The organism is Paraburkholderia fungorum, assembly GCF_046026025.1.
Lineage (GTDB): Bacteria > Pseudomonadota > Gammaproteobacteria > Burkholderiales > Burkholderiaceae > Paraburkholderia > Paraburkholderia fungorum_E.
Map to the genome: position 1 here is coordinate 145,133 of NZ_JAQQFL010000001.1, position 21,096 is coordinate 166,228.

Genomic DNA, 21,096 nt, shown 5'->3' on the forward strand with positions numbered 1-21,096 from the left:
TGTCGCACGCGGCGTCGCTGTCATGGCGTGAGCTATCAGCCCTTGGAGAGTGCCTTCAACGCGAGCTTGATCCCCTCGGAAACGCCGGTGCCCGCCGGCACGTTCTTGATGGCCGCCAACGCTTCTTTTTCGGAGTAACCCAAGGCGATCAGCGCGTTCAGGATATCGGAGGCATGGTCGGATGCCGACGCCGCGCCGGCCAGTGCGCCCAGGTCGGCGCCGATCTTGCCCTTCAGTTCGAGGAGCAGCCGTTCCGCTGTTTTCTTGCCGATGCCAGGCACGCGCGTCAGGCGCGCTGCGTCCTGCATGGTGACGGTCTGCGCCAGTTCGTGCACGCTCATGCCGGAGAGTACGGCAAGCGCCATGCGCGCACCGATGCCGGTGATCTTCAGCAATTCGCGGAAGGTCGAGCGTTCCTCGGCGGTGCCGAAGCCGTAGAGCAAATGCGCGTCTTCACGCACGATCATTTGCGTGAGCAGCACGACGCGTTCGCCGTTCGAAGGCAGGTTGTAAAAGGTGCTCATCGGCACATCGACTTCGTAACCGACGCCGTTGCAGTCGACGAGCAGATGCGGCGGATTTTTTTCCAGCAGAACGCCGGCAATGCGACCGATCATGGCGAATTCAATCTCGAGAGAAAGGGCGAGTGTAGCGCAGCGTGTGGGCAGTGGTGAGATGCAAAAGAGCGTTGAGGAGCGGCGAAGCCGGAGGAGCCAGGTCGCTCGTGAATGCGCGGACGTGGAGGCGCGGCAGCGAGAAGGCGCGGAATCGCGCGGCGCGCTACGCGCAATCGCGGTTGACCGGCGCGTTGCAGCCCCCTAGACTGAGATCCCTTTTGGCGGGTTCTTGCCCGGCACAACCAGAAGGAGCTTCCATGCTGAGCCTCACCACTCTCGCGCTGTTTGCAGGCGCGTGTCTCGCGTTGACCGCCACACCCGGCCCTGACATGTTGCTGATTGCTTCGCGCAGTGTGAGCCAGGGACGTCCTGCCGGGTTCGCCTCGCTGGCGGGTATTCTGGTGGGTACGTACTGTCATGCGCTGGCTGCCGCATTCGGTCTGTCGCAGCTGTTTCTGGCCGTGCCGATGGCCTATGACGTCGTGCGTTTCGCCGGCGCCGCCTACCTGCTGTATCTCGCCTGGAAGACGTTCCGCACGCAAGGCACGGTGCTGTCGCCGAATGCGTCGATGAGCCGCTATCCGGTTGGCCGCATTTTCCGTCAGGGTCTCTTCACCAATTTGTTGAATCCCAAAGTCGCGCTGTTCGTGCTCGCGTTGTTTCCGCAATTCGTGCGGCCCGAGGCAGGCTCGGTGGCGTTGCAGATCATGGTGCTCGCGACGGTGCTGAATCTGATCGGCTTCTGTGTGAATGGCGCAGTGATTCTGATGGCGAGCAAGCTGAGCCGTAAGCTGTCGGCGGGGCGCCGGCCGTCGCGCGTGCCGCAGTATCTGCTGGGGACGGTGTTCGCCGGACTGGCTTGCCGGCTGGCGCTGGCGAGTCGGAACTGAGCGGCGCATGCGTCCGCATTTGAGCGGCGGTTGCGTGCAAGCGCGAGCGAATGTGACGGGTCTGCGTCGCTTGCGTCGGCGTCGTGCCTTCTCTTAGCCCACCAACCGCCCGCGCCTCACCCGCAAACCTTTCTTCGCCAGCGAAGGCGCAATGCCACCCAACGTACTAAGCGTCGAGCCGCTGTGCGCGTGGCAGATCGCCATGCCCAGGGCGTCGGCGGCGTCGGTGCCGGGCACACCGGAGAGGTTGAGGAGCCGCACCACCATCTGCTGCATCTGCTCTTTGGTCGCGCGGCCGTAGCCGACCACGGCCTGCTTCAACTGCAAGGCCGTGTATTCGGCGACCGGCACACCACCCGCCACCAGTCCACAGATTGCCGCGCCGCGCGCCTGGCCAAGCAACAGGGTGGATTGCGGATTGACGTTGACGAACACCTTTTCGATCGCTGATTGATCCGGTGCGTGCTGGCGGATCAGCGTCGAAATGCCTTCGAAAATGGTGCCGAGACGCGACGGCAGATCGGCGTCGGCGGTTTTGATCACGCCGCTGGCGACATAGCTGAGCGTGTGTCCGGTCTGATCGATGACGCCAAAGCCGGTGACGCGCAAGCCGGGGTCGATGCCGAGAATTCTCATGAGGTGCCGCACAGGCGGTAAAAACCAGGTGCTTGCGATACTACAACGAACGCGCCGTGCGGCGGGCGGTGTGCGGCGACGCTGGCGGAATAAAAACTGTTGCTGCATGCGTTGAGAGCGGCGATCGCACATGAAGAACGATCGAAACCTCAGCGACGATTCAGGCGTCGATGCGTACGGAATCGGCACCGCGAAAAATGTACCTCCAAAACAAAACGGCCCAGTGGAAAATCCACCGAGCCGTTCCGTTCAAATTAGTCCAGCGACCGGCGCATCACAAAGCAGGGTACGCCGTTCGCCAGGCCTGCCCTTTAATGCCGGAAGTGACGCACCCCGGTCAACACCATCGCGATGTTGTGCTCGTCTGCCGCGCTGACCACTTCGTCGTCGCGCATCGAGCCGCCCGGTTGAATCACGCAGGTCGCGCCTGCCGCGACCACCACATCCAGACCGTCACGGAACGGGAAGAACGCATCCGACGCCACGGCCGAACCCGTCAGCGTCAAACCGGCGTTTTGCGCCTTGATGCTGGCGATACGCGCCGAGTCCACGCGGCTCATCTGGCCCGCGCCGACGCCGAGCGTCATGCCGTTGCCGCAGAACACGATTGCGTTCGACTTTACGTACTTCGCGACGCGCCATGCGAACAGCAGGTCGTCCATTTCCTTCGGGGTGGGGTGACGCTTCGTGACGACGCGCAATTCGCGCGGCTGCACATTCTTCGAATCGAGCGACTGCACCAGCAGCCCGCCGCCGACGCGCTTCAGATCGAACGCGTTATGGCCTTCGCCCAAAGCGATTTCCAGCAGACGCACGTTCTGCTTGGCCGCGAACACCTGGCGAGCCGCCGCGCTGAACGACGGGGCGATCAGCACTTCGACGAACTGCTTGGCTACGGCCTGGGCCGCCGTCTCATCGACTTCACGGTTGAACGCGATGATGCCGCCGAACGCGGAAGTCGGATCGGTCTGGAACGCCTTTGCATATGCGCCGTTCGCGTCGGCGCCCACGGCCACGCCGCACGGATTCGCGTGCTTGACGATCACGCAAGCCGGCACGTCGAACGTCTTCACGCATTCCCACGCAGCGTCGGAATCGGCGATGTTGTTGTACGACAGTTCCTTGCCCTGCAACTGGTTGTAGTTCGCCAGCGCCCCCGGCTGCACCGCCAGGTCGCGATAGAACGCCGCGCTCTGATGCGGGTTTTCGCCGTAGCGCAGGTCCTGTACCTTGCTGAACGCCAGGTTGAACGTGGACGGGTAAGCGTTGCGCGACGAATGTTGCAATTCGTCGGTGAGGCTCGTCAGATAATTCGTGATCGCGCCGTCGTACTGGGCGGTGTGCGCGAACACCTTGGTGGCGAGGCGAAAGTTCGTCTTGTACGAAACCGCGTTGCTGTTCGCGCGCATTTCGTCGAGCACGATGGCGTAATCCGCCGGATCGACCACCACCGTCACGTCGCGATGATTCTTCGCGGCCGAACGCAGCATGGTCGGACCGCCGATGTCGATGTTCTCGATCGCGTCTTCCAGCGAGCACTCTTCCTTCGACACGGTCTGCACGAACGGATACAGATTCACGACCAGCAGGTCGATGGTCGGGATGTCGTGCTTTTCAAGCGCTGCCATGTGTTCCGGCAGGTCGCGGCGCGCCAGAATGCCGCCATGCACCTTCGGATGCAGCGTTTTCACGCGCCCGTCCAGCATTTCCGGGAAACCCGTGTAGTCGGCGACCTCGGTGACGGGAAGGCCTGCGTCCGCGAGCAGTTTCGCGGTGCCGCCGGTCGACAGGATCTTGACGCCAAGGTCCGACAGCGACTTGGCGAAGTCGACGATGCCGGACTTGTCGGAAACGGATATGAGCGCTTGCTTGATCATGATGAAGACGAAAAGCCGAAGGGAAACGTGGCAGGGCGCGAAAGAAACTAAAACGAGCTACAACGAGCTACAGGAGACCGTGTTGTTGCAGTTTCTTGCGCAACGTATTGCGGTTGATGCCGAGATACTCGGCGGCCAGCGACTGATTGCCACCGGCCTGCTCGAGCACCACTTCGAGCAAGGGTTTTTCCACGCATGAAATAACCATGTCGTAGACGTCGTGCGGATTGGAGCCGTCGAGATCCTGGAAATAGATACCCAGGCTGTCGCGGACAGATTGTTCGATATTGTTCTTGCTCATGCTGCTAGTCGGTCGGTATGGTCCGGCTCGCCGTCGTTCTTGCTGAGCGCCTCGTCGACGTAGACGAGGCGGTCCGAGATCGCCTTTTGGGCGTCGAAGAATTCATTGACGGCGAGGAGTTGTTCGCGCGTGGTGTCCAGCGTATTCATGCGGTGCCGGAACACGTTGGCGCCAGAAAGGCCGCGAGTGTACCAGCCGATATGCTTACGCGCAGTGCGCACGCCGGTAAACTCTCCGTAGAACGCGTAGTGATCTTCGAGATGCTCGTTCATCACCTGCTGGATTTCGTCGATGCGCGGCGGCGGCAGCAACTCACCCGTTTGCAGGAAATACTCGATCTCGCGGAACAGCCACGGCCGCCCCTGCGCGGCGCGGCCGATCATGATGGCGTCGGCGCCGGTGGCGGCAAGCACTTCGCGGGCTTTTTGCGGCGACGTAATGTCGCCGTTGGCAACCACCGGAATGCGCACCGCCGCTTTGACGGCAGCGATGGTCTCGTATTCGGCGTCGCCGTGATACAAATCGGCGCGCGTGCGGCCGTGCACGGTCAGCATGGAAATGCCGGCGGCCTCGGCCAGACGCGCGACCGTCAAAGCGTTCTTGTTGTCGCGATCCCAGCCGGTGCGGATCTTCAGCGTGACGGGCACCGCGTCGGGCCCGACGCCCACCGCGCCCACCACGGCCTCGACAATGCGCTGCACCAGCGGTTCGTTCTGCAGCAAGGCGGAGCCCGCGGCCACGTTGCACACCTTCTTGGCCGGGCAGCCCATGTTGATGTCGATGATCTGCGCGCCGTTCGCCACGTTGTAGCGCGCGGCTTCGGCCATCATGGCCGGATCGGCGCCGGCGATCTGTACGGCAATCGGCTCGACCTCGCCCGTGTGGTTGGCACGGCGCATGGTCTTTTCGCTTTTCCAGAGCTGCGCATTCGACGCGACCATTTCCGACACTGCATAGCCTGCGCCCAGCCGTTTGCACAATTGCCGGAACGGACGGTCGGTCACGCCGGCCATTGGGGCGACGAACAGGTTATTACGCAGATTGTGGGAGCCGAGAGTGGGCATGACTTGGACGCGCCCGCGACCGATCGCTTCAGTTTCTTTTCAGAATCTGTCAATCGGAGCGTTCGCGAAATGCGAGGGAAAACTGCTATTTTAGCGTTAACGGATAGCCGGCACCCGACTTGAGCCTGTCGTAACTCATTAAATCTTCTATGAAAGTGGTCCGGTTCATAGAACCGGACCCGCTCGGGCGCCGCCGTGTGCGCTGCTTAAAAAGACTGCAGCGAAGGCTGCAGCGGCTGTGGAGTGCGAGCGGGCGGCGCGCTCAGCGGCGCTGGCCGAACATCATTTGCCGCGCGAGCGCGGTTTTCACGGGCGGCACGAATTCGAGCGCGGTGAGGGCGAGGCCGCGCAAGGCGGCGAGCGGCGGGAAGTCGACGGTGAAAAGCCGGGCGAGCGTGTCGGTCGCGCCGATCGTCAGGCGCCGGTCGAGCGCGCGGCGTTGCGCGAACGTCGCGAGAGCCAGCGGGGTGGGGCCTTCCGCCGACAAGGCATCGGCAAGCGCGTGCGCGTCGCGCAAGCCCAGGTTCAGACCTTGACCCGCCACCGGATGCAGCGTCTGCGCCGCATTGCCAATGGCGACGACATGGCCGTTCACCAGCGTATCGACCGCGTTCAGCCCCAGCGGGAACGACGCGCGCCCTTTGATCTGCGTAAAGCTCCCCATTCGGCTACCGAACGCGGCGCCGAGTTCGCGCAGGAATTCGTCGTCCGGGAGCTGTGCGCGCCGCGCGGCTTCTTCGGGGGCGCAGCACCAGACCAGCGCGTAATTCGCGCCGCGCACGCCGCCCATTGGCAGCAGCGCGATGGGCCCTTTCGACGTGAAGCGCTCCCACGCCACATGCGGCTGCGGCGCCGACACCGTGACCGTGCCGACCAGCGCGGTTTGTCCGTAATCGCGCGTACCGCCGCCCGCGCTGCTGCCCGCGCCTCCGGCGGTTTTCTGGTCGCCGAACAGACCGCCCTCGGCATTGACCAGAATCCGCGTGCGCAGAGTGCGTGTGACGCCAGCGGTTTCGATCGGCAGCGTGACGCCGTCGAGCTCCTGAGTCGGCGCCGAGGCGGAGGTGGAGCGGAACCAGTGCACCGCGCTCGCGTGAACCGCTTCGGCGAGACCATGGACGATTGCACCGTAACGCAGCACGTAGCCGAGCGCCGGCAAGCCGTGCTCGCTGTGGTCGATCAAAGTGCGGCCGAAATGGCCGCGCTGCGATACGTGGATGCGGTGGATCGCCGTGGCGTCGGCGGGCCAGCGCAGCGGTTCGAGAATCATCCGGCTGCCCTGCGACACGGCGATCGCGCGCGGATCGGCAATCGAATCTTCCGGCTCACGCGCGTCGATCAGCGCGATTTTCAACGCCTGAGTCGCGCTGCGGCGTGCCAGCCAGCCGGCGAGCGCGAGCCCGACCGGCCCCGCGCCGACGATCGTCACGTCGAAATCGAAGGCGCGGTCGGCCGCGGCGGGTTTCAGAATCACCGTCGACTGGGAAACGTCGTTCATTGCGGGTTGCTTCCTTCGCTCACTACCTGAATGGCTGTCTGGCTCATTGCCTGGCCTATTGCCCGGTTGGCTGGGCCGCGCGGGCTTCCTGCATCAACGCCTCGATCTCGTCGGCGGCCACCGGCACGTCGCGCGTGATCAGCTCGCAACCGGCCGTGGTGACGATCGCGTCGTCCTCGATGCGGATACCGATGTTCCAGTAGCGCTCGGGCACGCCTTCGGTCGGGCGGATGTACAAGCCGGGCTCGATGGTCAACGTCATCCCCGCCTGCAGCGTGCGCCACGGCAGTGCGCCCGCTTCGTCGCGCGGCGCACCGCGTTCGCGGTAGTCGCCGACATCGTGCACGTCCATGCCGATCCAGTGGCCGGTACGGTGCATGTAGAACGGCGCGTAGGCGCGCCCGGCGATCACGTCGTCGACCGAGGCGAACTTCGTGCAATCGAGGATGCCGGTGTCGAGCAAGCCTTGCGACAGCACGCGCACGGCGGCCTGGTGCGGATCGTCGAACGTGGCGCCGACGCGCGTGGCGTCGACGGCAGCCTGCTGCGCGGCCAACACGATGTCATACAGTTCGCGCTGCGCCGGCGTGAAGCGGCCGCTCGCCGGGAAGGTGCGGGTGATGTCGGATGCATAGCCGTCGAGTTCGCAGGCGGCGTCGATCAGGATCAGGTCGCCGTCCTGGGCAATCGCGTTGCCGGCGGGATAGTGCAGGACGCAGGCGTTGGCGCCCGCCGCGACGATCGACGTGTAAGCCGGCGCCTGCGCCCCGAACTTGCGGAATGTGTAGAGCAATTCGGCTTCGAGTTCGTACTCGCGCACGCCGGGGTGGCAGGCGGCCATCGCGCGGCGATGCGCCTGCGCCGAAATCTGTCCGGCGCGGCGCATGATGGCGAGTTCGTGGTGATCCTTGATGAGCCGCATGTCGTCGAGCAACGGGATCAGATCGCCCGCGACGGTGGGCGCGGCCACGCCGCTGCGGCCCTGCGCGCGCACGCTGTCGAGCCAGCCGCGCACCTGCTCGTCCAGTTTCGCCGACGTGCCGAGCGCATAGTGCAGCGAAGGCTTGTCAGCGAGAATCAGCGGCAGTTGCGTATCGAGTTCGCTTACGGCGAATGCGGCGTCGAAGCCGAACGCCTCGCGCGCGCCATCCGGCCCGAAACGGAAGCCTTCCCACGTCTCGCGCTCGATATTCTTCTCGCGGCAGAACAGGATCGAAGCCGGCTCGCCGGGCGCGGCGCTCGCGTCGAGCACCAGCCAGGCCTCGGGTTCGGTGAAACCCGTCAGATAGTAGAAGTAGCTATCGTGCCGGTAGGGATAGTCGGCGTCCCGGTTGCGCAGCTTTTCCGGCGCGGTGGGGACGATGGCAACGCCCCCGCCCGCTGCGCGCAGCGCGGCGAGTACGCGCTCGCGGCGCGTGCGGTAGACGTCGACGGCGATGGTGAGTTCGGTCGGCTGGTTCATGTCGCGATTGTAGCGCCCAATGCGCAGACTTATTTTGCACGGATACTGATGGGGAGAAGGCGGTCGTCCCGGCCGCGTTAGCCGTTCGGCCGGGTAGACGGCGCGCGGGCGTTGCGGCAATGTTGCAATCCATCCACAGCGAGCACCCGCGCGGCTTGTGAAGCAACCTCGCCATGTTCGTGAAGGCCGCCGACCACTTATACTTTCGCCGAATTCAAGAAAAGGCAGATGGTCATGATGAAACTCATCGGTTCGCTCGCCAGCCCGTTCGTGCGCAAAGCGCGGATCGTTCTGGCCGACAAGAAGATTGACTACGAACTCGTGCCCGAGAACGTCTGGGCGCCGCAGACCACGATTCACACCTTCAATCCGCTCGGCAAGGTGCCATGCCTCGTGATGGAAGACGGCGAAGCGGTGTTCGACTCGCGGGTGATCTGCGAATACGTGGATACGCTCTCGCCGGTCGGCAAGCTGATTCCGCCGTCAGGCCGGGAGCGCGTCGAGGTGCGGTGCTGGGAGGCGCTCGCCGACGGGATGCAGGACGCCGCTGTGCTGATTCGCCTCGAAAGCACGCAGCGTACGCCCGAACAGCGCGTGGACGCGTGGGTTGCCCGGCAGCAACGGAAGATCGACGAAGGCCTGATCGCGATGTCGCAAGGCCTCGGCAGCAAGCCGTGGTGCACGGGCAATCACTACACGCTCGGGGACATCGCGGTGGGTTGCGCGCTGGGTTACCTCGATTTCCGCATGCCTGAGTTGAACTGGCGCGAAGGCTATCCGAATCTGGATAAGCATTTCCAGAAGCTCTCGTTGCGTCAGTCGTTTATCGATACCGTGCCGGCGGATTGAACCCGGATCGGTAAAGCGGGACTTTCTTTGCAAAACGCGCGCTCCAGGTATTCCGGAGCGCGCGTTTTTTCATGGGATCGGGTTCCCGCAGGGATTCAACCAGCGCGTGGGGACGCGCGGCCGGACTGCTTGCAGCGTATGCAGTCCGGGTAAGGCTTATTGCTTGCCGTTCCGCCGCCGCGTAATGCCCGGTCCGAACGCAAACCCGAACGCCAGCAGGAACAGCGAAACCGCCAGCACGGTGTTATTGCCGCTCGTCACATAAGGCGTGTTGCCCGAGGTTCCTTGCACCGTCACGTCGAGCGAGCCAATCGTGTAGGGCATCAGGCGCCCGATCACCTTGCCGTGGGCGTCGATCGCGGCGGTCATGCCGGTGTTGGTGGCGCGCAGCATCGGCCGGCCGGTTTCCAGTGAACGCATGCGCGCGATCTGCAGATGCTGATCCAGCGCGATGGTGTCGCCGAACCAGGCGAGATTGGTCGAGTTGACCAGCACACCCGCTGGCGTGTCGCTCTCGCGGATGTTTCGTGCGATTTCCTCGCCGAAAATATCCTCGTAGCAGATATCGACCGAGACCGGCTGGTTATGCACGATAAACGGCTTCTGCACCGGCGCGCCGCGCGCGAAATCGCCAAGCGGAATGCGCATCAGATTCACGAACCAGCGGAAGCCCCATGGCACGAATTCGCCAAACGGCACGAGATGGTGTTTGTCGTAGCGAAACACGTCGCGCGTGCCCGGCGTGACGCCGAACAGGCTGTTCGTATAGTCGATCACCTGGCCTTCCGGCGTGATCGTGCCGCCAATCGCGCCGAATACGATCGCGGTGCCCGTCGTATCGGAGAAGTTGCGCACCGCCGACGCGAACTGCGGCGGCAATTGCTGGGCGAGCACCGGAATTGCGGTTTCCGGCGTGACGATCAGGTCGGCTGGCTTCGACGTAATCATCTGCTGATACTGGTCGATCGCGGCGCGCATGCCGGATTCTTCGAACTTCATTTCCTGTTTGACGTTGCCTTGCAGCAGGCGCACCGTCAGCGGCGCGTTGGCAGGCAGGGTCCATTGCACGAGCGGCAGCAGCAGGCCGGCCGCGATCAGCACAACTGCGATTCCTGCCGGTATCGCGATACGCGCGATGCCACGCTTTGCCGCATTGCCAGCATTCCCGCCGTTTTCAGCATCGGCTTGCCCGCGCGAGGACAGCAGCGGCAACAGCGCCTGTACGATCAACGCCGCCACCAGTGCCAGCATCCAGCCGACGCCGTACACGCCCGCCACTGGCGCAAACCCGGCGAGCGGCCCGTCCACCTGCGCATAACCACTCGCAAGCCACGGAAAGCCGGTGAACACCGTGCCGCGCAACCATTCACCGATCGCCCACGCGCTCGCAAAAGCCAGCGCGCCGTGCCAGGTCGGCGAGAACGGCTGGTCGGTGCCGGACGCGCCGTTGCGCGCGTGCCCTGCGCAGAACGACCAGATGCCGGCAGCGAGCGCCGGATACACGGCCAGATACAGTGAGAACAGCGCGACGGCCGCCCCCGCGAGCGGCGCGGCCATGCCGCCGTAGTCGTGCATGCTGACGTACAGCCACCACACACCGGTGACGTAGTTACCGAAGCCGAAAGCGCCGCCCGTCAGCGCGGCGCTTTTCCAACTGGTGGTACGCGTCAGCCACGCAAAAAAGAACACGAAGATGACGAGTTCGAGCCAGCCGCCGTGCGGCGTCGGCGCGAACGACAGCGTATTGGCCGCACCGGCGGCCAACGCAACGAGGTAGTGCCAGCGGGGCAGTGTCCGGCCGCGCGCTTCCCGGGTGGCGGGGGCGGCAGGGGCACTCACGCCGCGGCGCGAACGGGATGTAATCGGGTCGGCCATTGTTGCGCGGTCGGCGTGAGGAGTTGAGGGAGCGAACAGAGCAGCGAGTCAGAAGCGGGCCAGAAGCGGATCAGAACCGCATCAGGTCTGCACGTGCTGCGCTTCGCGCTCACGCTGACCGGCGAGCGGGTCGCGGCGCACCAGCAGCATGTGAATCTGGCGGGCATCGCCGCGCAGAATCTCGAAGATCAGATCGTCGAGCCGGACTTTCTCGCCGCGATGCGGCACCCGTCCGAAATGATGCGTGACGAGTCCGCCGATCGTATCGACTTCATCGTCTGAGTAATGCGTGCCGAAGGACTCGTTGAACTGCTCGATTTCGGTGAGCGCGCGTACGCGGAAGCGTCCGTCCGGCGAGGCGATGATGTTGCCGCTTTCCTCGTCGAAATCGTATTCGTCCTCGATATCGCCGACGATCTGTTCCAGCACGTCTTCGATCGTGATCAGGCCGGCCACGCCGCCGTATTCGTCGACCACCACCGCGAGGTGATTGCGGTTCACGCGGAAGTCGTGCAGCAGCACGTTCAGGCGCTTGGATTCCGGGATGAAAACGGCAGGGCGCAGCATGCCGCGCACGTCGAATTCCTCTTCGGCGTAATAGCGCAGCAGGTCTTTCGCGAGCAGCACGCCGATGATGTTGTCGCGATTGCCCTCGTAGACCGGATAGCGCGAGTGCGCTTTTTCCAGCACGTACGGAATGAATTCGGTGGGATTGTCCGCGATGTTGATCGCGTCCATTTGAGCACGCGGCACCATGATGTCGCGCGCGCTGAGCTCGGACACCTGGAATACGCCCTCGATCATCGACAGCGAGTCGGCGTCGATCAGGTTGCGCTCGTGAGCGTCCTGCAGGATTTCCAGCAGTTCCGCCCGAGAGTCGGGCTCAGGCGAGATGAAGTCGGTCAGACGCTCAAGGAGTGAGCGTTTTTCTTGCATTTTGTCGGTTTGGCGTCGACTGGGATACGTGTCGTTCATGGTAGTGCGCCCGGCGAGACTGGGCGCGCTGTTGCAGAGCATTAAGGATACACCAGGCACATGGCAGGACCGTGTCCCGCCTGGCTGGGCGATGAGTGAAGCGGTGAAGGAAACGCCCGGCCGCGAGCGGCCGGGCGTGGGTCAATCCTAACTGATTGCGCGAGAAAAAGCGTTTTCGACCAAAAAAGCGTGGTTATCCGCGTTCGCTTTATTCCTGGCCGGCCTCGCGGCTTTCTTCACGGCAGCGCTCGAGCAGCGCTTCGAGCGCGCGGTCGGGCATGCCGCTTTCGCGCAGCGCGTGGACGGTGCGGCTGACATAGTCGAGTGTCGTGCCGTAGCGGCCGCTAGCGCAGCCGAATACGGCTTTGACGACCTCGTCTCGCAGCTTGCCGGTGTAAGTCGGCACGTCGCGGCGCATCACGAACGCGAGCGCATCGACGCGCCTGCCGTCGGTGAGCACGCAGGGCAGCCACGCGGGGCGGTACGAACCCATCGGCATTTCACGGCGCCACAGGGCTTCGAGATGCGGCATCGCACCCTCGGCGGCAAGGCGGAAGGCGATGCCGGAGCATGAGCCGCCGCGATCGAGCGCGAGCACGAGGCCCGGCTGTTCGGGCGTGCCACGATTCACGCGCGACCACAGATACAGTCCGCGATGATAGCCATGCACTTTTGAACGGGCGGCTTCGACGGTGGGCAGGCCGGGGTTCCAGATCAGCGAACCATAGCCGAACAACCACAGATCGCGCTTGCGATCCCAGTCGCGCAACGTACTTTCGAGCGACGCGCGCAGTTCCTCGTCCGTCAGTAGCCGCGATTCACCTAGCGCGGGCGGATAGTCCGGGCAGGGCGTGTTGCGAAGATCGGCTTCAGGGGAGGACGTGCTCACGGTAATTTTTAGCGGTGATGGCAAAGGCTATTGATAAGGATCCGGGAAACCGAGCTTGCCGAGGATTTCAGTCTCGATCGCTTCCATTTCTTCGGCCTCTTCCTCGACCTCGTGGTCGTAGCCTTGTGCGTGGAGGGTACCGTGCACCAGCAGATGCGCGTAGTGCGCGATCAGCGGTTTGCCCTGTTCGGCGGCTTCTTTCTCCACCACGGGGCAGCACAGGATCAGGTCGCCGGTTACCGGATCGTCTTCCGATTCGGCGTACGCGAACGTCAGCACGTTGGTCGAATAGTCTTTGCCGCGATAAGTGCGGTTGAGCGTGCGGCCTTCTTCGGCGTCGACGAAACGCACGGTCAACTCGCCGTCCGCGAAGAGCGCCGCCTTGATCCAGCCGGCCACGGTGGCGCGCGGCAGCAGCGCCTTGTGCTCCGGCCAGGTCTTGGCGGCGGGGAATTGCAGATTCAACGTCAGTTTCGGTGCGCGGCTCATGCGTGATCAGTGTGTTGCCTGGTTTGCTGCGGCAAATCCAGTGGAGTTCGGCTCAATTTAGCGGCTCAATTTAGTGGCGCAAATCAGCGTGAATCCGCCGGATTGGCGGTTTTCTGCGAATGCGCATCGTACGCCTCCACAATTCGCGCGACCAGCGGATGCCGCACCACGTCCGCACTCGTGAAGCGCGTGAGCGCAATGCCGCGCACGTCCGACAGCACCTGCTGCGCTTCGATCAGCCCGCTCTTTGCGCCGCGCGGCAAGTCGACCTGGGTGGTGTCGCCGGTGACCACCGCCTTCGAGCCGAAGCCGATCCGCGTGAGGAACATCTTCATCTGTTCGGGCGTGGTGTTCTGCGCTTCGTCGAGGATGATGAACGCGTGATTCAGCGTGCGGCCGCGCATGTACGCGAGCGGTGCGATTTCGATCATCTGCCGCTCGAACATCTTGGCGGTTTTGTCGAAGCCGAGCAGGTCGTACAGCGCGTCGTACAGCGGACGCAGATACGGATCGACCTTCTGCGCCAGATCGCCCGGCAGGAAGCCGAGGCGCTCGCCCGCTTCCACGGCCGGCCGGGTCAGCACGATGCGCTTGACCTGATCGCGTTCGAGCGCGTCCACCGCGCAGGCCACCGCGAGATACGTCTTGCCCGTACCCGCCGGACCGACGCCGAAGGTCACGTCGTGCGAGATGATCTGCTTCAGATACTCGCGTTGCATCGGCGTGCGGCCGCGCAGATCGGCGCGCCGCGTGTACAGCTTCGGGCCGAGTTCTTCGAGGTCGTCTTCGCCGGTGTCGGCGGGTTGGTCGAACGGATGATCCGGGTTGCCGGGGAATCGCGAGTCCAGCGTTTCCGTGCCATGACCGTTGCCGTTCGTGCGATGGCGTGCCGGCTGACGCACTTCAACGAGCGCGAGCTGGATGTCGTCGACCGACAGGGGCTTCTGCGAGTTGTCGTAGAACCTTTCGAGCGCGGTGAGCGCGAGTTTCGCGCCGCGCCCGCGAATCGTGATGCGGTGGCCACGGCGTTGCAGTGTGACGTCGAGCGCCTGCTCGATCTGCCGCAGATTTTCGTCGAGCGGTCCGCAGAGGTTGGCGAGCCGCGCGTTGTCGTCGCGCGGTGCGGTGAATTCCAGATGCTGCTGAGTGGTCTTCAAGGCGGAGGATCGATCCTGTCGGGTTCGTGACGCAGGCTGGCGTCGCTCAGTGGGTGGTTGCGGCTGCGTCGTCGTGCACCAGCACGAGCTCGCCACGCAGCGAATGGGGGTACGCGTGGACGATTTTCACGTCCACCATCTGACCGATCAGCCGTGCGTGCGACGCGATCGGCGCCGGGAAATTCACCACGCGGTTGTTTTCGGTGCGGCCCGCGAGTTCGTTCGGGTCCTTGCGCGCCGGGCGCTCGACCAGAATCCGTTCGACCTTGCCGACCATCGAATCGCTGATGCGTTGCACGTTTTCTTCGATCGTGGCCTGCAGATGGTACAAGCGCTTGAGCTTCACCTCGTGCGGCGTGTCGTCGTGCAGATTCGCGGCCGGTGTGCCGGGACGCGGGCTGTAGATGAACGAGAAGCTGGTGTCGTACTTCATCTCGTGGATCAACGCCATCATCTTGTCGAAGTCTTCTTCCGTCTCGCCTGGGAAGCCGACGATCATGTCGGTCGACAAAGACAGGTCCGGGCGGATCGCGCGCAATTTGCGGATCACCGACTTGTATTCGAGCACCGTGTAGCCGCGCTTCATTGCCATCAGGATGCGGTCGGAGCCGTGCTGCACCGGCAGATGCAAATGGCTGACGAGTTTCGGCACCTTGGCGTAGGTGTCGATCAGGCGCTGCGTGAATTCCTTCGGATGCGACGTGGTGTAGCGAATCCGTTCGATGCCCGGAATATCCGCGACATATTCGATCAACTGGGCGAAGTCGGCGATTTCGCTTGAGCCGAGCGTGATGCCGGCACGGTAGGCATTCACGTTCTGGCCGAGCAGCGTGACTTCGCGCACGCCCTGGTCGGCGAGACCGGCGATTTCGGTCAGCACATCGTCCAGCGGACGCGACACTTCTTCACCGCGCGTGTACGGCACGACGCAGTAGCTGCAGTACTTGCTGCACCCTTCCATGATCGACACGAAGGCGCTCGCGCCTTCGACGCGCGCCGGCGGCAGGTGATCGAATTTTTCGATTTCCGGGAACGAGATGTCGACCTGAGCGCGGCCGCTTTCGCGGCGCTTGTCGATCATTTGCGGCAGACGGTGCAGCGTTTGCGGGCCGAACACCAGATCGACATACGGTGCGCGCGCCACAATCGATGCGCCTTCCTGGCTCGCCACGCAACCGCCCACGCCGATGATCAGATTCGGGTTCGCTTCTTTCAACTCGCGCACACGGCCGAGTTCGGAGAAGACTTTCTCCTGCGCTTTTTCGCGCACCGAGCAGGTATTGAAGAGAATGACGTCCGCGTCTTCCGGGGTGTCGGTCTTGACGAGGCCTTCAGCCGCGCCGAGTACGTCGACCATCTTGTCGGAGTCGTACTCGTTCATCTGGCAGCCGTAGGTCTTTACATAAACTTTCTTGGTCATCGATTTTCGCCGGTCGCAGTGGTTAACCTGGGGGCGTCGTTTAAAAGGTATAGAGGGGTCGAACGTGCGGGTAGTGTGCGGACGGGCCACGGGGCGGTGTTTGAGCCCGCTTGAGCTCGTCTAAGGCCGTTTAACCCGCTGGGGGCCAGTTTCGGTCCACGTTCAATGATGCACGTTCGCAACGTAGCTCAATATTATAGCCCTTCATCGGCTGCGATTTCTGCCGCGGCCATGGCCCGCGGCTGCTCAGGCGGCAGGCCCAGCAGGGCTTCCAGTTCGTGCGACACCTGCGCGAAGCGCTCGCTCAGGAAATCCAGCAGCACGCGCACGCGCGGCGCCATGAAACGGTTGCGGTGGTAGAGCGCGTGCAAGGGCGCGTCCGGATAGCGCCATTCGGGCAGCAGGATTTTCAGGCAGTCGCCCCGCAAGTCCGCTTCCACGTCCCACATCGACTTGATGACGATCCCGTAGCCGCGCCGCGCCCATTCACGGGCCACGGCGCCGTCGTTGGTCTCCCGGGACGTCTCGAACGGTACGGTGTAGTTCTGCACTTCATCGCCGCGCGTAAAGCGCCATTCGTTGACGGGTCCGGACGCGGTGCCGAGCACGATGCAATCGAAATTCACCAGATCCTGCGGGTCTTTCGGCTCGCCCTTGCGCGCAATGTAGTCCGGCGACGCGCACAGCACGCGCCGGTTCGGCGCCAGCTTGCGGGCCACCAGCGAGCTGTCCTGCGGCACGCCGAAGCGGATCGCCAGATCGATGTCTTCCTGCACCAGATTCGATAGGGAGTCCGACAGGGTCAGCGCGAACGTGACTTCCGGGTAAAGCGCGTTGAACTCGTCGAGCCAGTGCATCAGCAGATTGCGGCCGAAGTCCGAAGTGGCCGAGATGCGGACTTTGCCGCGCACCACGCCCTGGCCGGCTTGCAGGGCGGCCTCGGCGTCGTCGAGCGATTGCAGCGCCTGGCGACAGCAGTTCAGGTACAGCCGGCCTTCGTCCGTGAGCCTGAGCTGGCGCGTGGTGCGCTCGAACAGGCGTGCTTTCAGGCCGGCTTCGAGCTTGGCGAGGCGCGCGCTGGCGGCAGCCGGTGTCAGGCCCATCTTGCGGCCCGCGGCCGAGAGGCTGCCCTGCTGCGCTGCTTCGACGAACAGGCGGATGTCACCGAGGCTATCCATGGCGATCTTTCAACAGAATTTGAAAATGCTTCAAATGCTACGCCAATTATCAAATTGCCGTACCGGGCTCACAATCCACTCCTCGTAAACCCTTTGCGCTCCGTGCCGCCCACGCCATGCAACTCGATCACGCAACGATCGTCACCGCTGATCTCGACACTGCCCAACGGTTCTTCGTCGACGTCGTCGGGTTGACGGACGGCGCGCGTCCGCCGTTTTCGATCGATGGCTACTGGTTGTACGCCAACGACCGCCCGGTGATTCATCTGATCGATGCGACGGTGCCCGCCGTAGCGGGCAGGGCGGCGCCGCGCATCGACCATATCGCCTTCCGGCTGGGAAGCGCCGACGAATGGCAGGCGCTATTGCAGCGCTTGCATGCGGCAGACACGCCTTATCAGCTCGCCGATGTACCGCAGATGGGTCCGCAGCAAGCCGAAGTGCAACTGTTCGTCGCGCTCGCGCCCGGCGTGGTCATCGAATTTGTGACCGCGCGATGACACGCTCGTCGTAGCTAACACGCTTAACTTTAGAAACTGGAGTAGAAAAATGCCCATTCCATTACTGGCGCTAGCGATCAGCGCTTTTGCGATCGGCACGACCGAGTTCGTGATCATGGGCTTGCTGCCCGAGGTCGCGCGCGATCTGGCGGTATCGATTCCGTCGGCGGGTTTGCTGGTGAGCGGCTATGCGCTCGGCGTCGCGGTCGGTGCCCCGCTGCTGGCCGTGGTGACCAGCAAGATGCCGCGCAAGCTGGCGTTGCAGTTGCTGATGGGGGTGTTCATCGTCGGCAATACGCTATGCGCGATCGCGTCCAGTTATTCGGTGCTGATGATCGCGCGCGTGGTGACGTCGTTCGCGCATGGGTCGTTCTTTGGGATCGGCGCGGTGGTGGCGGCTTCGCTCGTGCCGACTGAAAAGCGGGCGAGCGCGATTGCGCTGATGTTCACCGGTTTGACGCTCGCGAATGTGCTTGGCGTGCCGTTTGGGACCTTCATCGGTCAGCAATTCGGCTGGCGTGCGGCGTTCTGGATCGTCAGCGCGTTTGGTGTGTTGTCGCTGGCGGGTGTGTCGCTGCTGGTGCCGAATCGTCACGATTCCGGTCCGGTCGGCTTGGGCCATGAAGTGCGCGTGCTGAAGGACCCGCAAGTCTGGACCGCGCTCGCAATGACGGTGCTCGGCTTCGGCGGCGTGTTCGTCGTGTTCACCTATATCGCGCCGATTCTCGAGCAGGTCAGCGGTTTCTCGCCGCGTGGCGTGACGCTGATTCTGGTGCTGTTCGGCGTTGGCCTGACTATCGGCAATACGGTGGGCGGCAAACTCGCGGACCGTGCGCTGATGCCTTCGCTGATGGGCATCCTGGTGACGCTCGCGATTGTGATGGCGATTTTCGCGCGCACCAGTCATTCGCAGGTGGCCGCGGCGATTACCATTTTCGTGTGGGGCATTGCGGCGTTCGCCACGGTGCCGCCGTTGCAGATGCGGGTGGTCGCGAAGGCCGCCGCGGCGCCCAATCTGGCTTCGACGCTGAACATCGGTGCGTTCAACGTTGGCAATGCGGGCGGCGCGTGGTTAGGCGGTCTGGTAATCAATCACGGTTATGCGCTCGATACCCTGCCGTGGGTCGCCGCGGCGGTCAGTGTGGCGGCGTTGATGCTCACGTGGTTCGCGGCGCGGATGGATGCGCCGGCGGCGGCCGTCGCGCAGCGGGCGTGAGTGTGCGGGGCGCGCTTGAGCGCTTCCGCGCCCGACCACGCCCATATGAAAAATTCGCACAAGCTTTGCGAGAATCGTCCTCCGCAATGCTGATAACAGTGTGAAGATAACTTCGTTGGGCGTGGCGGGTCGCGATGCTATCTTGCTTCCACTAACCGCTTGCCCGCCGTCCGGCGGCGCTTCTGGAGGCAATCATGCATTCCCCGCTTGCGCTGGTTCGCGATCCCACGGCTGACACCAATGCGTCGCCGCGTGCTGCTGAACCTTTCGATGCTCTTGAACATCTGGTCGGCGTGAACCTCGCCCGCTTGCGCGCCGAGCGCCAACTTTCGCTTGATGCGCTCGCCCGTGCTTCCGGCGTCTCGCGAGCGATGCTCGCGCAGATCGAGTCGGCGCGCAGCGTGCCGTCGATCAAGGTGCTGTGCAAGGTGGCGTCGGCATTGAAGGTATCGGTGGCGGCATTTTTGCGGCGCCATGCGACCAACGGCTTCGAACATTTGCCGGCGGAGCGTTCGTCACGCGTCGTCAGTTCGAATGGGCGCTACTCGGCCCGGCCGCTGTATCCGGATGCCGAGCCGACCGCCGCTGAGTTTCACGAGTTGCGCATCGCGCCCTTGCATACCGAGACCGGCACGCGCCGCGCGCCGGGCACCACCGTGAATCTGGTGGTGAGCGAAGGCACGCTGGAAGTCAGCGTGCACGATCAGCGCCAATTGCTGGCAACGGGCGACGCGATCGTGTTCGACGCCGACCAGCCGCACAGCCTGCGCAATCCCGGCGACACCGAAGCGCGCGCGTTTCGCGTGACGCTGAAGGCGGAAACGCCGCCGCGCTGGGATGTGCCGGCGCCGCACGATTTGCCGCGGCAGGCCGCACCGGTCTGACGAATACGATTTTCAGGCGGGCGGTCTGCCAGGATCGGCTGTGAAGGCCGGTTGTAAAGCAGAGATGTCCGTCTAATCAGTAGGGGTTGCGCTGCAGGTCTTGCGCGACTGTTGTATTCTTTGCCAGCCGGTTGATCCGGCAATCAGTGCGTCTTCAGGGCGGGGTGAAATTCCCCACCGGCGGTATGCCGGCAGCGCGAAAGCGTGAGCCGGTGAGCCCGCGAGCGCCCGTGTCGTCAATGTGTTTGGATCTGTGCAACTACGTTGCATGGGACGGGGGTAAGTGCTTTGCACTAACTCTGGTCGACATGGGGTCAGCAGATCTGGTGAGAAGCCAGAGCCGACGGTTAGAGTCCGGATGGAAGAAGATGTGCAGATAGTCATGTTCGTTTCCGTGGCGCCGCTAGCAGTTGGAGCGGGGCGCGAGCGTCGCTTTGCGCGGCGTTCAACGGCGCGTCTTTGTCTGTTTGCAATGCCCTGAAACGTTTTTCGCCCAACTTTTGCGATGAGCGTTTCAACTATGTCCTTTGCTACTTTTCCTGCTCCGACGGTGATTGCGGATAGCGCATCACTTGACCTCCCGCTGCTCGCCACCGAGCCCGTTCCGCCGCGTATCGCAGCCGCGCTGCAAGCCATGCGCGATGGCCGTGCCGTCGTTTTGCAAGACGATCACGACCGTGAGAACGAAGCCGATCTGATCGTCTCCGCCGAGCGTCTGTCCGTCGAAACCATGGCCTTGCTGATCCGCGAATGCAGCGGCATCGTCTGCCTGTGTCTGCCCGACGACAAAATCCGCGCGCTCGAACTGCCGCCCATGGCCGTCAATAACGAAAGCCGTCATGGCACGGCGTTCACGGTTTCGATCGAAGCCCGCAATGGTGTGACCACCGGCGTATCCGCACTCGATCGCGTGACGACAATTCGCGCGGCCATCAACGATACGGCGAAGCCCGCCGATATCGTGCGCCCAGGCCACGTGTTCCCGCTGCGTGCGCAGCCGGGCGGCGTGCTCGCGCGTCGCGGCCACACGGAAGGCACGGTCGACCTGGCGATTCTCGCCGGTCTGAAGCCGGCCGGCGTGCTGTGCGAACTGATGAACGCGGACGGCACGATGACGCGCGGCGCGGACGTGGAGCGCTTCGCGGCGCAACACAATCTGCCGATGCTGACGATTGCCGAGTTGGTGGAATTCCGCCAGGCCCTCGCGACGGCGCGCGAATGCGTGGCCGACGAGGTTTGATGTTTGAGAAAATAGCCCCACGCTCGGAAAGACGTGGGGTTAGTCTGCAGTTTGGGGTTTGAAGCCGGCCATTGCAGCC

General features: G+C 63.7%; 21 protein-coding genes and 1 riboswitch. Of the genes, 7 read left to right on the forward strand and 14 right to left on the reverse strand.

The features are described from left to right. Positions 1-35 precede the first annotated feature (35 nt). Positions 36-617: a Holliday junction branch migration protein RuvA gene (gene ruvA, locus PQR67_RS00660; protein ID WP_120349424.1), complete on the reverse strand. Its 582-nt coding sequence runs from the start codon at positions 615-617 to the stop codon at positions 36-38. Positions 618-874: 257 nt separating this feature from the next. On the opposite strand from ruvA, the gene PQR67_RS00665 reads away from it, so the two are divergent. Next, a complete protein-coding gene (locus PQR67_RS00665; RefSeq protein WP_093635486.1) occupies positions 875-1,507 on the forward strand; it encodes a LysE family translocator in 633 nt (210 codons plus the stop codon). Positions 1,508-1,600: 93 nt separating this feature from the next. Here PQR67_RS00665 and ruvC read toward each other — a convergent pair whose 3' ends face one another. The 6 genes from ruvC to PQR67_RS00695 all read right to left on the reverse strand — a co-directional run bounded on the left by ruvC (position 1,601) and on the right by PQR67_RS00695 (position 8,345). Beyond that, positions 1,601-2,143, reverse strand: a complete 543-nt coding sequence (gene ruvC, locus PQR67_RS00670) for a crossover junction endodeoxyribonuclease RuvC (protein WP_408453054.1) — start codon at positions 2,141-2,143, stop codon at positions 1,601-1,603. Between the two features lie 311 nt (positions 2,144-2,454). Beyond that, positions 2,455-4,020, reverse strand: coding sequence for a bifunctional phosphoribosylaminoimidazolecarboxamide formyltransferase/IMP cyclohydrolase (gene purH / locus PQR67_RS00675; protein WP_408453057.1), 1,566 nt, complete (start codon positions 4,018-4,020; stop codon positions 2,455-2,457). Between the two features lie 67 nt (positions 4,021-4,087). Next, positions 4,088-4,321, reverse strand: coding sequence for a Fis family transcriptional regulator (locus PQR67_RS00680; protein WP_006049915.1), 234 nt, complete (start codon positions 4,319-4,321; stop codon positions 4,088-4,090). Then, positions 4,318-5,385 carry a tRNA dihydrouridine synthase DusB gene (dusB, locus tag PQR67_RS00685; RefSeq protein ID WP_408453060.1) on the reverse strand — a complete coding sequence of 356 codons (1,068 nt, stop codon included), beginning with the start codon at positions 5,383-5,385 and terminating at the stop codon, positions 4,318-4,320. Before dusB ends, PQR67_RS00680 begins: the two co-directional genes overlap by 4 nt. Positions 5,386-5,647: 262 nt before the next feature. Then, positions 5,648-6,883, reverse strand: a complete 1,236-nt coding sequence (locus PQR67_RS00690; RefSeq protein WP_408453063.1) for a UbiH/UbiF/VisC/COQ6 family ubiquinone biosynthesis hydroxylase — start codon at positions 6,881-6,883, stop codon at positions 5,648-5,650. Between the two features lie 55 nt (positions 6,884-6,938). Next, positions 6,939-8,345, reverse strand: a complete 1,407-nt coding sequence (locus PQR67_RS00695; protein WP_408453066.1) for an aminopeptidase P N-terminal domain-containing protein — start codon at positions 8,343-8,345, stop codon at positions 6,939-6,941. 234 nt (positions 8,346-8,579) lie between these two features. On the opposite strand from PQR67_RS00695, the gene PQR67_RS00700 reads away from it, so the two are divergent. Further along, a complete protein-coding gene (locus PQR67_RS00700; RefSeq protein WP_408453068.1) occupies positions 8,580-9,194 on the forward strand; it encodes a glutathione S-transferase C-terminal domain-containing protein in 615 nt (204 codons plus the stop codon). Between the two features lie 156 nt (positions 9,195-9,350). On the opposite strand, the gene lnt is transcribed toward PQR67_RS00700, so the two are convergent. Both lnt and PQR67_RS00710 read right to left on the reverse strand, forming a co-directional pair. Further along, positions 9,351-11,069 (reverse strand): apolipoprotein N-acyltransferase, encoded by a 1,719-nt coding sequence (gene lnt, locus PQR67_RS00705; protein WP_408453071.1) that lies wholly within the window; start codon positions 11,067-11,069, stop codon positions 9,351-9,353. Positions 11,070-11,150: 81 nt separating this feature from the next. Next, entirely contained in the window at positions 11,151-12,044 is an 894-nt protein-coding gene (locus tag PQR67_RS00710; RefSeq protein ID WP_408453074.1) for a CorC family transporter, read from the reverse strand. Between PQR67_RS00710 and PQR67_RS00715 the strand changes: the two genes are divergently transcribed. Continuing rightward, positions 12,043-12,195, forward strand: a complete 153-nt coding sequence (locus PQR67_RS00715) for a hypothetical protein (RefSeq protein WP_408453827.1) — start codon at positions 12,043-12,045, stop codon at positions 12,193-12,195. The genes PQR67_RS00710 and PQR67_RS00715 overlap by 2 nt on opposite strands. Positions 12,196-12,252: 57 nt before the next feature. Here the strand turns inward: PQR67_RS00715 and PQR67_RS00720 are convergent, their stop codons facing one another. The 5 genes from PQR67_RS00720 to PQR67_RS00740 all read right to left on the reverse strand — a co-directional run bounded on the left by PQR67_RS00720 (position 12,253) and on the right by PQR67_RS00740 (position 17,177). After that, the gene (locus PQR67_RS00720) at positions 12,253-12,933 is read right to left on the reverse strand and encodes a gamma-glutamylcyclotransferase (RefSeq protein WP_408453077.1); all 681 of its coding nucleotides are present in this window, start codon (positions 12,931-12,933) and stop codon (positions 12,253-12,255) included. A 27-nt stretch (positions 12,934-12,960) separates the two neighbouring features. Beyond that, positions 12,961-13,422: an rRNA maturation RNase YbeY gene (gene ybeY, locus PQR67_RS00725; RefSeq protein WP_054034485.1), complete on the reverse strand. Its 462-nt coding sequence runs from the start codon at positions 13,420-13,422 to the stop codon at positions 12,961-12,963. Between the two features lie 83 nt (positions 13,423-13,505). After that, entirely contained in the window at positions 13,506-14,579 is a 1,074-nt protein-coding gene (locus PQR67_RS00730; protein WP_408453080.1) for a PhoH family protein, read from the reverse strand. A gap of 46 nt (positions 14,580-14,625) precedes the next feature. Then, complete coding sequence (miaB, locus tag PQR67_RS00735) at positions 14,626-15,999, reverse strand: tRNA (N6-isopentenyl adenosine(37)-C2)-methylthiotransferase MiaB (RefSeq protein ID WP_408453083.1); 1,374 nt, start codon at positions 15,997-15,999, stop codon at positions 14,626-14,628. A 194-nt stretch (positions 16,000-16,193) separates the two neighbouring features. Further along, positions 16,194-17,177, reverse strand: a complete 984-nt coding sequence (locus PQR67_RS00740) for a LysR family transcriptional regulator (RefSeq protein ID WP_408453086.1) — start codon at positions 17,175-17,177, stop codon at positions 16,194-16,196. A 116-nt stretch (positions 17,178-17,293) separates the two neighbouring features. Between PQR67_RS00740 and PQR67_RS00745 the strand changes: the two genes are divergently transcribed. The 4 genes from PQR67_RS00745 (at position 17,294) to ribB (ending at position 21,017) form a co-directional block, all read left to right on the forward strand. Beyond that, positions 17,294-17,677: a VOC family protein gene (locus PQR67_RS00745; protein WP_408453089.1), complete on the forward strand. Its 384-nt coding sequence runs from the start codon at positions 17,294-17,296 to the stop codon at positions 17,675-17,677. A 49-nt stretch (positions 17,678-17,726) separates the two neighbouring features. Beyond that, the gene (locus PQR67_RS00750) at positions 17,727-18,893 is read left to right on the forward strand and encodes an MFS transporter (RefSeq protein ID WP_408453092.1); all 1,167 of its coding nucleotides are present in this window, start codon (positions 17,727-17,729) and stop codon (positions 18,891-18,893) included. A gap of 194 nt (positions 18,894-19,087) precedes the next feature. Next, the gene (locus tag PQR67_RS00755) at positions 19,088-19,777 is read left to right on the forward strand and encodes a helix-turn-helix domain-containing protein (protein ID WP_408453095.1); all 690 of its coding nucleotides are present in this window, start codon (positions 19,088-19,090) and stop codon (positions 19,775-19,777) included. 146 nt (positions 19,778-19,923) lie between these two features. Further along, positions 19,924-20,151, forward strand: a riboswitch (FMN riboswitch). A gap of 146 nt (positions 20,152-20,297) precedes the next feature. Further along, on the forward strand, positions 20,298-21,017 hold the full coding sequence (ribB, locus tag PQR67_RS00760) for a 3,4-dihydroxy-2-butanone-4-phosphate synthase (protein WP_408453098.1): 720 nt from the start codon (positions 20,298-20,300) through the stop codon (positions 21,015-21,017). Positions 21,018-21,096: the final 79 nt, after the last annotated feature.